The organism is Neobacillus sp. 19 (genome assembly GCF_049463095.1).
GTDB lineage: Bacteria > Bacillota > Bacilli > Bacillales > Cytobacillaceae > Neobacillus.
In genome coordinates, this window is sequence record NZ_JBMPZU010000031.1 from 257,010 (window position 1) to 272,298 (window position 15,289).

The 15,289-nt window shown below is 42.0% G+C and carries 14 protein-coding genes and 2 riboswitches; all 14 genes read left to right on the top strand.

The window, feature by feature from the left end:
* Positions 1–170: 170 nt before the first annotated feature.
* Positions 171–2,558: a 3-hydroxyacyl-CoA dehydrogenase NAD-binding domain-containing protein gene (locus ACO1D1_RS10200; protein ID WP_423335855.1), complete on the top strand. Its 2,388-nt coding sequence runs from the start codon at positions 171–173 to the stop codon at positions 2,556–2,558.
* 116 nt (positions 2,559–2,674) lie between these two features.
* Positions 2,675–3,853 (top strand): acetyl-CoA C-acetyltransferase, encoded by a 1,179-nt coding sequence (locus ACO1D1_RS10205; RefSeq protein ID WP_423335856.1) that lies wholly within the window; start codon positions 2,675–2,677, stop codon positions 3,851–3,853.
* Positions 3,854–3,875: 22 nt separating this feature from the next.
* Complete coding sequence (locus ACO1D1_RS10210; RefSeq protein WP_423335857.1) at positions 3,876–5,660, top strand: acyl-CoA dehydrogenase family protein; 1,785 nt, start codon at positions 3,876–3,878, stop codon at positions 5,658–5,660.
* A 260-nt stretch (positions 5,661–5,920) separates the two neighbouring features.
* A complete protein-coding gene (locus ACO1D1_RS10215) occupies positions 5,921–6,280 on the top strand; it encodes an arsenate reductase family protein (protein ID WP_423335858.1) in 360 nt (119 codons plus the stop codon).
* 76 nt (positions 6,281–6,356) lie between these two features.
* Positions 6,357–6,740 (top strand): glycine cleavage system protein GcvH, encoded by a 384-nt coding sequence (gene gcvH, locus ACO1D1_RS10220; RefSeq protein WP_149871495.1) that lies wholly within the window; start codon positions 6,357–6,359, stop codon positions 6,738–6,740.
* A 239-nt stretch (positions 6,741–6,979) separates the two neighbouring features.
* The gene (locus tag ACO1D1_RS10225; protein WP_423335859.1) at positions 6,980–7,336 is read left to right on the top strand and encodes a toprim domain-containing protein; all 357 of its coding nucleotides are present in this window, start codon (positions 6,980–6,982) and stop codon (positions 7,334–7,336) included.
* Between the two features lie 6 nt (positions 7,337–7,342).
* Entirely contained in the window at positions 7,343–7,651 is a 309-nt protein-coding gene (locus tag ACO1D1_RS10230) for a thioredoxin family protein (RefSeq protein ID WP_423335860.1), read from the top strand.
* 256 nt (positions 7,652–7,907) lie between these two features.
* Positions 7,908–9,164: an MFS transporter gene (locus ACO1D1_RS10235; RefSeq protein ID WP_423335861.1), complete on the top strand. Its 1,257-nt coding sequence runs from the start codon at positions 7,908–7,910 to the stop codon at positions 9,162–9,164.
* A 134-nt stretch (positions 9,165–9,298) separates the two neighbouring features.
* Complete coding sequence (locus tag ACO1D1_RS10240; RefSeq protein WP_423335862.1) at positions 9,299–9,649, top strand: hypothetical protein; 351 nt, start codon at positions 9,299–9,301, stop codon at positions 9,647–9,649.
* Between the two features lie 80 nt (positions 9,650–9,729).
* A riboswitch (SAM riboswitch) is annotated at positions 9,730–9,832 on the top strand.
* Positions 9,833–9,896: 64 nt separating this feature from the next.
* A complete protein-coding gene (locus tag ACO1D1_RS10245) occupies positions 9,897–11,213 on the top strand; it encodes an O-acetylhomoserine aminocarboxypropyltransferase/cysteine synthase family protein (RefSeq protein ID WP_423335863.1) in 1,317 nt (438 codons plus the stop codon).
* 130 nt (positions 11,214–11,343) lie between these two features.
* Positions 11,344–11,447: riboswitch (SAM riboswitch) on the top strand.
* A gap of 127 nt (positions 11,448–11,574) precedes the next feature.
* On the top strand, positions 11,575–12,600 hold the full coding sequence (locus ACO1D1_RS10250; RefSeq protein WP_149871489.1) for a methionine ABC transporter ATP-binding protein: 1,026 nt from the start codon (positions 11,575–11,577) through the stop codon (positions 12,598–12,600).
* Entirely contained in the window at positions 12,593–13,258 is a 666-nt protein-coding gene (locus ACO1D1_RS10255) for a methionine ABC transporter permease (RefSeq protein ID WP_423335864.1), read from the top strand. Before ACO1D1_RS10250 ends, ACO1D1_RS10255 begins: the two co-directional genes overlap by 8 nt.
* Before the next feature lie 16 nt (positions 13,259–13,274).
* Positions 13,275–14,102 carry a MetQ/NlpA family ABC transporter substrate-binding protein gene (locus ACO1D1_RS10260; protein WP_423335865.1) on the top strand — a complete coding sequence of 276 codons (828 nt, stop codon included), beginning with the start codon at positions 13,275–13,277 and terminating at the stop codon, positions 14,100–14,102.
* A gap of 394 nt (positions 14,103–14,496) precedes the next feature.
* Positions 14,497–15,282 carry a Fe-S cluster assembly ATPase SufC gene (sufC, locus tag ACO1D1_RS10265; RefSeq protein WP_423335866.1) on the top strand — a complete coding sequence of 262 codons (786 nt, stop codon included), beginning with the start codon at positions 14,497–14,499 and terminating at the stop codon, positions 15,280–15,282.
* The last annotated feature ends 7 nt before the right edge of the window (positions 15,283–15,289 follow it).

Here is a 15,289-nt window from a genome sequence, read left to right on the forward strand (position 1 = left end):
AATTAATTTGCGGAAAATAAAAGTTCAAAAAAATTTCAAATTTCCGCAATTATAGATTGCAGAAATATTCAAAATATTTTATAGTAAGTAGTAGCAGAACTCATTCAAAAGTGAATTTTTTTTGACAAAAAAATGAATGAGCATTCATTCAAGTTTTGAAGGGGGAGACAATGTTGAACCAATTAATAAAAAAAGCGGCTGTCCTAGGATCTGGAGTCATGGGCTCTGGAATTGCTGCCCACCTAGCAAATATTGGCATACCGACACTACTATTGGATATTGTGCCACAGGAGTTAACAAAGGAAGAGGAAGCAAAAGGACTGTCATTAGCTGACAAACAAGTACGAAACCAAATCAGTGCAGCAAATATCCAAAAATTATTGAAGCAAAAGCCGGCACCGCTGGCAGCGAAAAAGAATCTTGCTCTTATTGAAGCGGGGAATCTAGAAGACGATTTAGTTAAGCTAAAAGACGTTGACTGGGTCATTGAAGTTGTCGTCGAAAACTTAAACGTGAAGAAGCAGGTGTTTGAGAAGGTCGACCAATACCGCAAGAAAGGCAGTATCATCAGTTCCAACACTTCGGGGATTTCGGTTGAAGCGATGGTGGAAGGCCGTTCTGACGACTTCAAGAAGCATTTCTTGGGCACCCATTTCTTTAACCCGCCACGCTATTTGAAATTATTGGAGGTAATTCCAACCCAATTCACAGACCCGGGAGTTCTCTCCTTCATGAAAACATTTGGTGAGGATGTACTTGGAAAAGGGGTTGTCATCGCTAAGGATACACCAAACTTTATTGCCAACCGGATTGGCACGTACGGCCTTCTTGTCACGGTGCAGGAAATGCTGAAAGCCGGCTTAAGTGTTGGCGAGGTAGATTCGCTAACCGGCCCGTTAATTGGCCGGCCCAAGAGTGCCACCTTTCGTACCCTTGATGTCGTTGGCTTGGATACCTTCTATCATGTAGCAGGCAACGTGTACGAACAAGTGGAAGGAAAAGAGAAAGAAGTGTTTGCCGTTCCGGCCTTTTTAAAAACGATGATCGAAAAAGGCTGGCTTGGAAGCAAATCCGGTCAAGGTTTCTTTTTGAAAAAAGGAAAAGAGATTCTTGAATTGGATCCAAATACACTGGAATACGGCCCGCGTAAAAAACTGATCACACCTGCTATCGAGTTAGCGAAGCAGGAAAAAGGCACGGCGAATAAATTGAAAGCGCTTGTATACTCGGGGGACAAAGCCGGACAATTTTTATGGAATACCTTTACAGCCTCTTTTGTTTATTCTGCACAGCTATTAGGTGAAATTGCCGACAACATCGTGGCGATTGACCGCGCGATGAAATGGGGCTTTGGCTGGGAAATGGGTCCATTCGAAGCATGGGATGCCATAGGTGTTGAAAAATCGGTTAAAAAGATGAAAGAAGCCGGCGTAGAAGTACCAGCATGGGTTTCGGAAATGCTGGAAAAAGGAAATTCCTCATTCTACTTAGAAGAAAATGGCGAGCAGTTCTACTACCATAATGGTCAATATCGATTGGTAGAAACCAATCCGAAGGCGATTGATCTTAAAAAAATAAAGAAACAAAAAGGCGTCATTAAAAAGAACAGCGGCGCAAGCTTAATTGACCTTGGTGACGGGGTTGCCCTGTTAGAGTTCCATTCACCAAACAATGCCATCGGTCTTGATATTGTGCAGATGATCAATTATGCAGTTGATGAAGTGGAGAAAAATTATAAAGGTCTTGTCATCGGCAACCAAGGAAAAAATTTCTGTGTCGGTGCGAACCTGGCGATGATGTTAATGGAGGTGCAGGACGACAATATTTATGAACTTGATTTGATTGTCCGCCACCTGCACAGTGCCTTGTTAAAGGTGAAATACAGCTCGAAGCCTGTTGTCGCGGCTCCGTTCGGGATGACACTTGGTGGCGGCGCAGAGGTTTGTCTGCCAGCCGCACATATCCAGGCATCAGCTGAAACCTATATGGGACTTGTCGAAGTCGGCGTTGGCTTACTTCCAGGCGGAGGCGGAAACAAAGAGCTGTATATGAAGCACTTAGAAAACCTGCCGAACGGTGTTCCATTTGACTTGCAAAATATTGCTAATAAAGTATTTGAAACGATTGCCATGGCTAAGGTTTCTACCTCCGCTGAAGAAGCGCGGGAAACTAATTTCTTAGATTCTTCTGATGGCATCAGCTTCAACAGCGACCATTTAATTCATGATGCGAAGCAAGCTGTCCTTGCCCTATCTGAACAAGGGTATAAGCCAAAAGTGCGCAGAAAGGTTCCTGTCGTTGGTGAAACTGGCTATGCGACCTTACTCCTTGGTGCAGAGGCGATGCGCTTATCCGGCTATATTTCCGAGCATGATATAAAAATTGCCAAAAAGATTGCCTACGTCATTGCCGGCGGTAAAGTACCGTTTGGAACTGAAGTAGATGAACAATATTTATTAGATCTAGAAAGAGAGGCATTCCTAAGCTTGATTGCAGAGCCAAAATCACAGCAGCGGATGCAGCATATGCTTGTGAAGGGCAAACCGTTAAGAAACTAATCATGAATGCAACTGGGCAGACCTCTCTGCCACACACGCGTTAGTGCAATAGGTCAGACCCTTTTGAAAAAATAGATTCGTATTTTTAAAATTTGAAAGAAAGCGAGGGAACTTGCATGAGAGAAGCGGTAATCGTTGCCGGAGCTCGTACACCGGTTGGTAAGGCAAAGAAAGGAACGCTTGCCCATGTTCGCCCCGATGATTTGGGAGCGTTAGTTGTTAAGGAAACATTAAAGCGTGCAGGTAATTATGAGGGAAATATTGATGATTTAATCATCGGCTGTGCGATGCCGGAAGCAGAACAAGGAAATAACGTGGCCCGAAATATTGGGGCGCTGGCAGGTCTGCCATATACTGTTCCCGCAATCACCATCAATCGTTTCTGTTCATCGGGTTTACAAGCGATCGCCTATGCGGCCCAAGGCATTATGCTGGGGCACACAGATACAGCGATTGCCGGAGGAGCGGAATCGATGAGCATGATCCCAATGATGGGCCATGTTGTCCGTCCGAATATTAAACTGGCTGAAACCGCACCGCAATATTATATGGGCATGGGTCATACCGCTGAGCAGGTTGCTGTAAAGTATGGCATCTCCCGTGAAGATCAAGATGCCTTTGCTGTTCGAAGCCACCACCGTGCCGCTAAAGCGATTGCGGAAGGCAAATTCGTCGATGAAATTGTTCCTGTCGATGTAACCATTCGTTCGGTTGGCGCTGACAATAAATTAGTTGAAAAAACGATTCAATTTTCACAGGACGAAGGGGTTCGTCCGGATACAAACCTGCAGACTCTTGCGAAGCTTCGCCCAGCCTTCTCGGTAACGGGTTCGGTAACAGCGGGGAATGCCTCACAAACTAGTGACGGTGCTGCCGCTGTGATGGTGATGGACCGTGAAAAAGCTGAAGCCCTTGGTTTAAAACCATTAGCAAAATTCCGATCATTTGCTGTTGGCGGCGTCCCTCCGGAAATTATGGGTGTCGGCCCGGTTGTTGCGATACCAAAAGCAGTACAGCTTGCCGGTTTAGAGCTTTCCGACATTAACCTATTTGAATTAAATGAGGCATTTGCTTCTCAATCACTGCAAGTCATTCGGGAATTAGGCCTTAATGAAGAAATCGTCAACGTCAATGGCGGTGCGATTGCACTTGGCCACCCGCTTGGATGTACAGGGGCAAAATTAACCCTTTCACTGATTCACGAATTAAAACGCCGCAATGAACAATTTGGTGTCGTTACCATGTGTATTGGCGGCGGCATGGGCGCTGCCGGAGTATTTGAGTTGCTACAATAAAAATGATTAGGAGGAATTTTCCATGACAAACGAAACAAAAAAGTTCATTAAAGGCGGAAGCTTTTTAATCGAAGATATTTCCTATCAAGATATGTTAACACCGGAGGATTTTACGGAAGAGCATTTAATGATTGCCAAGACAGCCGAAGACTTCGTTGAAAAAGATGTTCTTCCACAGGTGGAATATTTAGAAAAACATGAATTCGACCGCACGGTAAAGCTGCTTAAAAAAGCAGGTGAACTAGGTCTTTTAGCGGCAGATGTGCCTGAAGAATATGAGGGCTTAGGCTTAGATAAAATCACGTCTTCTCTGCTGACTGAAAAAATGTCAAAAGCCGGCGGTTTCTCCCTTTCCCACGGGGCACACGTTGGAATCGGCTCGCTGCCAATCGTTTTATTCGGTAATGAAGAGCAGAAGAAAAAATATTTACCTGACCTGGCTTCAGGTGAAAAGCTTGCAGCCTATGCATTAACAGAGCCGGGCTCAGGTTCCGACGCCCTAGGTGCTAGAACAACAGCGAAATTAAACGCTGAAGGCACACATTATATCCTAAATGGTGAGAAGCAATGGATCACTAATGCCGGCTTTGCCGATGTCTTTGTTGTCTATGCAAAAGTGGATGGCGAGCATTTCACTGCCTTCATCGTTGAAAGAGAGTTCAAGGGCGTTTCTACTGGCGCGGAAGAGAAGAAGATGGGGATTAAGAGCTCATCCACACGGACACTTATATTGGAGGACGTGCCGGTTCCAGTTGGAAATTTATTAGGTGAATTCGGCCGCGGCCACGTCATTGCTTTTAACATTTTAAATATCGGCCGCTATAAATTAGCAGTCGGAGCTGTCGGCGGTTCTAAAACCGCGTTTGAAATGACCGTTAAATATGCAAATGGCCGCCAGCAATTTAAAACACCCATTTCTCAGTTCAATTTAACAAAAGAGAAATTTGGAACATTGGCATCAAAGATTTACGCGGCGGAAAGCTCTGTGTATCGTACGGTTGGCTTATATGAAGACCACCAAGGCCAGCTTTCAACGGAAGATGCCAAAGATATTAAAAAAGTAGCCAATTCAATCGCTGAATATGCCATCGAATGCTCCGTTAATAAATTCTTTGCATCCGAAGTGTTAGATTACGTTGTCGATGAAGGCGTGCAAATTCACGGCGGTTACGGATTTATGCAAGAGTATCCAATTGAAAGAGCCTACCGCGATTCCCGAATTAACAGAATCTTTGAAGGGACGAATGAAATCAACCGTCTCTTGGTGCCAGGCACCTTCTTGAAGAAAGCTTTCAAAGGGGAACTGCCGCTGTTCCAAAAAGCTATGGCGCTACAAGAGGAATTAATGATGTTAATGCCGGAAGATCCAGGCGATGAGCCGCTTGCTCAAGAAAAATATCTCGTGAAAAATGCCAAGAAAATTGGTTTATTAGCAGCCGGATTGGCAGCACAGAAATATGGCAAGGCGCTTGAAAAAGAGCAGGAAATCCTCGCCAACATTGCGGATATTGCTTCTAACGTCTATGCAATGGAATCCGTTGTCTTGCGTACAGAAAAGGCAGTCGCTAAAGAAGGATTAGAAAAGAGCAGCCAAAAGCTTCTCTATACGCAAATCTTCTGTCAGGAAGCATTCAATGAAGTCGAGGCAACTGCGAAAGAAACACTAGTAGCGATTGAACAAGGGGATACACTGCGGATGATGCTGTCCTCCCTTCGCAAATTTACGCGCCACACACCAATCAACGTGATTGCGAAAAAACGTGAAGCGGCAGATGTAATCATCGAAGCAGAACGCTATATCGTATAAATTGCACAAGGCTTCCTTCACTGTTGAAGGGGGCTTTATTTTTTTGAAAATGAAAGATTGAATGTGCAGCAGATATTTTAAAAAAATATTGTAGAAAAGAAGAACTTTTTGAAAAATAATTCTTAGAGGAAGAAGGATTTTCACGAAATTAGTCGAATTTTTCTTATGGAGAACTTTTCAGGCCTCTAGTTAGGAATTTGAAAAACGTTATGGTACTATTCTATTGATGCGGTCACATTTTAGTAAAAGGCGGTGAAACCATGTCTCTGACTTTTTACTGGTATCCAAAGTGCGGCACTTGCCGGAACGCTAAGAAATGGCTGGATGCCCATCAGCTTTCCTATGCTGAAGTACATATTGTTGAACAGCCCCCGACACGCGAACAGCTGCAGGCGTTTTATCAAAAAAGCGGCTTGGAATTAAAGAAATTTTTTAATACAAGCGGTTTAAAATATCGTGAATTAGGGATAAAAGATAAAATGAAATCTGCAACCGAGGATGAACTCCTTGATTTGCTGGCATCCGACGGGATGTTGATTAAAAGACCGATTTTAACGGATGGCGAGCATGTTACAGTCGGCTTTAAAGAAGAAGAGTATGAAAAAATGTGGCTTAAGTAAGCCCGCTCTTTACTAATGGAAATCGATTTTATTCGATGATAGATTTTAGAAAAAACAAATGGAGGGATTTAAGCTAATGAGTACACCAAAAGAATTACGTTATTCAGAAGAACACGAGTGGGTAAAAGTTGAAGGGGAAAAGGTGCGCATTGGGATTACTGACTTTGCACAACATGAGTTAGGAGATATCGTTTTCGTTGAACTCCCAGAGGTAGGCGACGAATTAACAGCTGACGAGCCATTTGGCAGCGTTGAATCTGTAAAAACTGTTTCTGAGCTTTATGCACCAGTCAGCGGTAAAGTGGTAGAAGTGAATGAAGATCTAAGCGACAGTCCTGAATTCGTAAATGAATCACCATACGAAAAAGCCTGGATGATTGTTGTTGAACTTTCCGATTCTAGCGAGTTGGACAAGCTGATGACAGCTGAACAATATGAAGAAATGACAAAGGAAGACTAATCATTAAATTTTTAAAAGCACCTTAGCGGGTGCTTTTTCTCTTAATTTACCACTTTTTCTTCTACTAAGATGGGGAAACCTATCATAAAATAAAAAGTGTAGGCGTTGATTAGAGAAGCAAAACCCTACTTTTATACTGACAGTAGTGATATAGTTAACATACACAATCAATAGGGCACACGTAATCAATATTTTAGAATATGTTAACATAAACAACTTCTATTACAGGTGATGTGGATATGTATGATTCGTATGTTGACAAAGTTCTTATTGTCGAAGGAAAATCGGATAAGAATAAGGTAAAGAGTATCGTAAAGGAACCGGTCGAAATCATTTGTACCAATGGGACGATAAGTCATACCAAATTGGATGAATTGATCGATTTTCTCGAAGATAAGGATGTCTATATCCTAGTTGATGCCGATGCCGCCGGTGAGAAGCTTCGCAAACGGTTTAAACGGGAGTTTCCGCAAGCGGAACATTTATATATAGATCGTATGTATCGCGAGGTAGCGACCGCGCCGGTGCACCACTTGGCGACCGTCCTTCTGGGAGCGAACATCGATGTTCATACTGAGTTTTTAGAAATGGGATAATGATTTATGAATGAATGGAATCGAAATGATCTGGAAGCTTTCCTCGATGATGCGGAAAGCGGGCTAATCTATTTTTATACACCACTCTGCGGTACCTGTCAGCTTGCATCTAGAATGCTGCAAATCGTGGAGGAGTTAGTTACCGTTAAAATGGGTAAATTGAACTTGAACTTTTATCCGGATATAGCGGTTGAGTTTGCGATTGAAAGTGTACCGTGCCTGTTAATTGTTCAAGGAGGCAAGGTGAAAGAAACCCTGTATGCGTTTCATTCCGTACCCTACTTGCTTGAAAAAATGAAACAACATTTAAACTAAGCAGATGCGGGTTGCGTCTGCTTTTTGATTAAATGTTAGTAACCTGAGCCAGGCTAGCCGCCTGGCTTTTTCAATGTAAAAGAGACCGGTTAAATGCTAGCAGCGAGTAAAAACCTGATCAATGCTTTCCAGCTGCAAAAATAGGGTGATTTGATGAAAAAATGTTAGAGGAATCTAAAATTTCCTTATTTACAAAAACTTACCTCCTGGATTATGATACTTAGGGATACGAAATAATTGAAGGGGCTGAAACAAAATGGCCTTTTATCATAACTGGGCGGCGCAATTTAAAACGTATAATCGTAACATCAAGTTAAGCTTCATGGCTAATATTTTTACACAAATCGGCCTCGGTATTTTTATGGTAATTTATAATTTTTATATACGAAAACTCGGATACACAGAGGCGGTTAATGGCCAGGTCATTGCGATGACTTCGCTTGCCACAGCGATTATTTTAGTACCGGCAGGACTGATAAGTGACCGATACGGACGGAAAAAAGTGTTTTTTTATGGCATTTTGATCTCCGGTGCTGTATTACTTTTGCGGAGTATTTTTTCCACACAAGGAGTGCTTATCGGACTTGCTTTCACGAGCGGATTGACAATGGCTTTTCTGCAAGTATCTAGCATCCCATGGCTCGCGGAAAATTCGACGGCGGATCAAAGGGTGAATTTATTTAGTCTCCATTTCGCCTTTATGACTGCGGCAAATGTTGTGGGAAACCTGTTAGGCGGGACGTTAACGGACTTATTTTCCTTTTTTGTCAGTGATATCAATAGTATTCGTTTCACTTTGATTATTGGTGCTATCATTTATCTAATTGGTATCTTCCCAGCTACGAAATTCAACGAACCTCCGAAATCAAAACCAACCGTAAAAAAGACCGGTTCAGCCTCCTGGAAAAATGAAGGGGTGAGGTTGATCGTTTTATTTGCGATTGCCCAGCTATTGATTGGCTTCGGAGCAGGCCTTGTCATACCTTATCTTAACCTGTATTTTGCTGATCGCTTTCGTGCGTCCACCACATCTATCGGCTTAATCATCTCACTTGGTCAGGCGGCCACGGCCTTAGCGATGTTTATTGGGCCGCAAGTGGTCAAAAAAGTCGGCGACGTAAGGGCGGTTGTTTATTTGCAGCTGGCATCGCTGCCATTCCTCTTACTAACTGCGTTTACAGAACATTTATGGCTGGCGGCACTTGGATTCTTGTTCCGTCAAGCGTTAATGAATGCTGGGAATCCGATTCAAATGTCGTTAATGATGTCGAAAGTTAACGACTCGATGAAGGGCCTCGCGAATTCCGTCAACCAAATGGTGTTTAATTTAGGGTGGGCGTTCATGGGGCCGGTTTCTACTGGGGTTGTTGTCAAATACGGCTCATATTGGGGCTATGCCTATGTTTTCACGATAACGGCAACTCTATATCTAATCGGTTCGGTCTATTTTTTCCTAGTATTTAGAGGCTTCTATGTTAAAAAAGATCTATCTGCAACAGCCAAAATTTCATAAAGATACGACATATTTCTCAGGAAATGATCGGAATGTTGAGGAAATAGGATGAGAATTGTCGAGTGATTAATAGAGGATTCCACTACTTTTTACTGAATTAGAAATTATAAAAGTAAGTGACCGGAGTGGTGGAAATGATCGAAGCGGTAGAAGCATTTCTAGTAAAAGTAATAGAACAAGGGCATATTCTTCCCTTGATACAGCAGGCGGACGTACAAATCATTCTTCAATGGGAAGAACAACAAAGCATACAGCTGATCATAAAAAGCGGCGGCATCTGTTTCACTAAAAATCCTGACTTTCAACAAGGGAATTATGTGATTAGCGGTTCCCCCACCGCAATGACACAGCTGATTGAAGGGACGGGAAGGCTGCGCGTGCTTGAACAGCAGGGACAGCTAGAAATCATGGCACCATTAAGAACCATTCTTTTACTAGAATCAATCTTCTTTTTAACAAAAGCACAGTTGGCAAAAATAATTTAAACAAAGCTATTGACTCGGAATTAAACTTCATGTAAAGTATTATTTAAATATTCTATTAATAAAAACAATTCAATAAAGCATTCTTATCAAGAGTGGCGGAGGGACTGGCCCTTTGAAGCCCGGCAACCGGTTTGGACACGGTGCTAAATCCAGCAGAGCTAAGTAAGCTCTGGGAGATGAGAAGAGAGAGCCCCCTCTTCTTATGAAGTGGGGTTTTGTTATTTAACAATAAAAGGAGGAAGCAAGAATGGCAGAAAATCAAAAAAAGTATCGTTTTGAAACATTAAGTGTTCATGGAGGATTATCACCGGATCCGGTAACGGGTGCACGTGCGGTTCCAATCTATCAAAACAACGCCTATCAATTTAAAAATACTGAGCACGCAGCGAACCTATTCAGCTTAGCGGAGCCAGGTTACATATATACCCGGATTCACAATCCAACAACAACCGTTTTTGAAGAAAGGGTTGCATTGTTAGAAGGCGGCGTCGGCGCACTTGCCGTTGCCAGCGGAATGGCGGCGATTACGCTTGCGATTTTAAATATTGCTGAAGCAGGGGATGAAATTGTTTCTGCCGCAAACCTTTATGGAGGAACCTACAATTTATTTGCCGTTACTCTTCCTAAATACGGAATCAATGTAAAATTTGTTGATGGGGATGATCCTGAAAACTTCCGTGCAGCGATTACGGAAAAAACAAAGGCCGTTTTTGCCGAAACGATTGGTAATCCGAGCCTTCGTGTCCTCGATATTGAAAAAGTAGCGGAGGTTGCTCATGAAGCAGGCGTACCGTTAATTATTGATAATACCTTTGCGACGCCATATCTGTGCCGGCCAATTGAGTATGGTGCAGATATTGTCGTCCACTCAGCGACGAAATGGCTGTTAGGGAATGGAACGTCCACAGGCGGAATCATCGTTGACGGCGGTAAGTTTGATTGGAATTCATCGAAATTCCCAGGATTCACCACTCCGGATTCCAGCTATCATGATTTGGTCTATGCTGAAGCACTCGGTGCAATTGCGTACATCATTAAAGCTCGCGTGCAATTATTGCGTGACCTTGGACCTGCCTTAAGTCCACAAAATGCCTTCCAATTTACGCTTGGACTTGAAACCCTTCATGTTCGGATGAAGGAGCATGTGGCCAATACGAAAGAAGTGGTCGATTATTTGGAAAATCATCCAGCAGTTGACTGGGTTTCCTACCCAGGGCATGCATCACACCCTGACTATGAATTAGCGAAAAAATATTTACCAAAAGGTGCTGGTTCAATGGTCGTTTTCGGAATTAAGGGCGGTAAAGAATCAGGAGCTAAACTAATTGATTCCTTATCACTTTGGGCACATGTGGCCAATGTAGGCGATGCAAAAAGCTTGATCATTCACCCGGCAAGTACGACGCATCAGCAATTAGATGCGGAAGGACTAAAGGCTGCGGGTGTATCAGAGGATTTAATCCGTCTTTCGATTGGAATCGAAAATGTTGAGGACTTAATTGAGGATCTTGAATCTGCGATTGAAGCGGCAACAGGATTATCGTCATTGAAGACTAATGCCTAAATTTACCTAAATCCATTTTTCCGAATATGAAGAATTATTCGTTGACACCCCTATTTATCCATGATACGATAGCTTTCGTAATCTAATTACTGAAATATTAACGTGTTAATTGAATATAGAATGCTGTAAGCTCTTATCAAGAGAGGTGGAGGGATGTGCCCGATGAAGCCCGGCAACCGTCAATTATTGAAATGGTGCCAATTCACACAAAGCAATTGCTTTGGGAGATGGGAGAAAGGTTTAGTTCGTGATGCCTTTCTGCCTATGCAGAGAGGCTTTTTATTTTTTAAAATATTTTTTCCCAAACAGTCAAACCCTATATTTAACTAACTTGTAATCAGGATAAGAAGCAGGTGATTCAATGATTTCAATAAAAAATGTCCGTAAGATTTTTCCTTCCAAGCAAGGTGAATTGAAGGCAGTTGATGAAGTCAACCTTGAAATTCAAGAAGGAGAAATTTTCGGAGTGATTGGTTATAGCGGTGCCGGGAAGAGTACCCTCATCCGCATGTTAAACGGGCTGGAGCTTCCAACCGATGGGAGCGTGACAGTTGCCGGCAGAGTGATTTCAAAGATTAAGGGTGCTCAACTTAGACAAGCCCGTCAGGAAATCAGCATGATTTTCCAGCATTTTAACTTATTGTGGTCGAGAACAGTGAGCGAGAATATTGCTTTTCCACTTGAAATCGCCGGTGTCAAAGGCGATCAAAGAAAAAAACGAGTGGCTGAGCTGATCAAGCTGGTTGGCTTGGAAGGCCGAGAAAATGCCTATCCATCACAATTAAGCGGCGGGCAAAAGCAGCGGGTCGGGATTGCCAGAGCACTCGCCAATAATCCCAAAGTATTGCTTTGTGACGAGGCAACTTCGGCTCTCGATCCGCAAACAACCGATTCCATTTTGGAATTGTTAGTGGATATTAATAAGCGCCTTGGGTTAACCATTGTTTTGATTACCCATGAAATGCATGTTATTCGAAAAATCTGTCACCGGGTGGCGGTAATGGAAAGCGGCAGGGTTGTTGAGCTTGGATCAGTGCTTGATGTGTTTAAAAACCCGCAGCAGCCGATTACGAAACGATTTGTCCAGCAAGTGACGGAACCTGAAGAAACGAAAGAAACAATCGAACATCTAATCGAACGTTATCCGAGAGGACAAGTGGTTCAGCTCTCATTTGTCGGTGAAGCAGCAGAACAGCCATTAATCACAAATATCATTCGTGATTATGATGTGATCGTTAATATTTTACAAGGGAAAATTTCTCACACCCAAAACGGATCATACGGTACATTATTCATTCACTTAGATGGGCAAGCTCCCGAGATAGAGAAAGCCATCGATTATATTCACTCACAGCAAGTCGGCGTGGAGGTGATCAGTAATGGCTGATTTTATGGAAATGATAAAGTGGGAAAATTTATTAGAGGCCACGCGAGAAACACTTTATATGACTTCCATTTCAGTGTTTGCTACCTTTGTTTTAGGATTATTGCTAGGTCTGTTGTTGTTTTTAACAGATAAAGGCAATATTTGGGCAAACCGGACAGTGAATGTCATTATTGCCGGGTTTGTTAATATTTTCAGATCCATCCCGTTTATTATTTTAATTGTGTTATTGATTCCTTTTACTAAATTATTATTAGGGACTATGCTTGGTGCCAATGCGGCTTTGCCGGCCCTGATTATTGGAGCAGCTCCTTTTTATGCTCGAATGGTGGAAATTGCCTTAAGAGAAATCGATAAAGGTGTGATTGAAGCATCACAATCGATGGGAGCCACACATAGTCATATCATTTTTAAAGTATTAATACCGGAATCTTTACCGGCATTAATTTCTGGGATTACCGTCACGGCCATATCACTAGTAGGCTTTACAGCAATGGCTGGTGTTATTGGTGCCGGAGGACTTGGCCATTTTGCCTACCTTGAAGGTTTTCAGCGCAATAGGCCGTTAGTGACTTTAGTTGCAACCATCGCGATTTTAGTTCTAGTTTTTATTATCCAATTTGTTGGAGATTATTTTACAAATAAAACAGATAAACGATAACAGGAGGAGTTTACTAATGAAAAAATTACTAAGTGTTCTTTTCATTGCATTCGCAGTGTTTGCCCTGACTGCGTGCGGCGGGGAAAAAAATGATACCGCTAAAAAGGGTGACAGCAAGAAATTAGTGGTTGGTGCATCAGCAGTACCACATGCGGAAGTGTTAGAAGCGGCAAAACCTTTATTAAAAGAAAAAGGCATTGATCTAGAAATCAAAGTTTTCCAAGATTACATCCTGCCAAACGTAGCTTTAAGAGATAAAGAACTCGATGCAAACTATTTTCAAACACCAGGGTATTTAGACCTTCAAATGAAAGAAAACAAGGACTTTGATTTTGTTAGCGTTGGTGAAATCCATAAGGAACCAATTGGAATTTATTCTAAAAAATATAAAAGCTTAAAAGACCTTCCAAAAGGTGCGAAAATTATTATGAGTGATTCACTAAGTGATCATGGACGTATCTTACCTATTTTTGAAAAAGAAGGATTAATTAAACTTAAAGAAGGCGTTGGCGCCAATGCAAGAGTTGAGGATATTGTTGAAAATCCAAAGGACCTTGATTTCTCTACTTTAATTGAAGCGAAGTTATTAGCCTCTTCTTTCGATAGCGGTGAAGGGGATGCGGTGGTTATTAATACCAACTATGCATTAGAAGGCGGTATTGACATCGGTAAGTACGGAATTGCATTTGAAGGCCAAGACGTTGTGCCGGCAAACCTTGTGGTTGTTCGTTCAGAGGATAAAAACAGAAAAGAAATCAAAACACTTGTAGAAGTGCTTCGTTCAAAAGAAATCCAAGATTTCATTCTTGATAAATACAAAGGTGCGGTTGTATTATCCAAGTAATATATTAAATAGGAAGAAAGATACAAGTCAGTGATTCCCATCACTGGCTTTTCCTATTTCACTTGGAGCGGTGTTCACATGTACATGATTCCCGACAATTGGGTAAAAATAGAAACGACTTCGACCTTTAAATCAGTTGGAATTGTCCAAAAAATGAGGTATGATTTTAAACGGGCCCAATTTACATAACGGTTTATTGACTGAATTTTCTCATAAAGTACACTCTTATTCTCAATTAGAAGTTGCTTAATGAAAATAGTAACTTTGTTTTTACTGTTTAGGAGTTGCTAATACATTTCATTTGTTATAAGATTGTAATGAGAATAAAGTGAGAATAGAAGTATAGACCTAATTGGTCAAGATGATACAAAACTTTCTTTTTGGAGGTATAGATATGGCTGGATCAACTTTAACGATCAAAGATTTACATGTAGAAATTGATGGGAAAGAAATTTTAAAAGGTGTTAACCTTGAAATAAAGGGTGGCGAAATTCACGCAATCATGGGGCCGAACGGTACTGGTAAATCCACGTTATCATCGGCAATCATGGGTCACCCAAAATATGAAGTCACTAGCGGAAACATTACGTTAGATGGCCAAAACGTGCTTGAAATGGAAGTAGATGAGCGCGCACGCGCAGGTCTATTCTTAGCAATGCAATATCCAAGCGAGATTAACGGCGTAACAAATGCTGACTTTTTACGTTCAGCACTCAACAGCCGCCGCGGCGAAGGAAACGAGATTTCACTAATGAAATTTATCCGTCAAATGGATAAACAAATGGAATTCCTTGAAATGGATCTGGATATGGCACAGCGTTACTTAAACGAAGGTTTCTCCGGCGGAGAAAAGAAGCGTAATGAAATTTTGCAATTAATGATGCTTCAGCCTAAAATTGCCATCTTGGATGAAATCGACTCCGGATTAGATATCGATGCGCTAAAGGTTGTTTCTAAAGGAATCAATGAAATGCGCGGGGAAGAATTCGGCTGCTTAGTCATCACTCACTATCAACGTTTGTTAAACTATATCACTCCTGACTACGTGCACGTTATGATGCAAGGCCGTATTGTTAAATCAGGCGGTCCGGAACTGGCACAACGCTTAGAAGCAGAAGGATATGACTGGATCAAGCAAGAACTTGGAATTGAAGATGAAACAGTTGGGCAAGAAGCGTAAGTTAGGA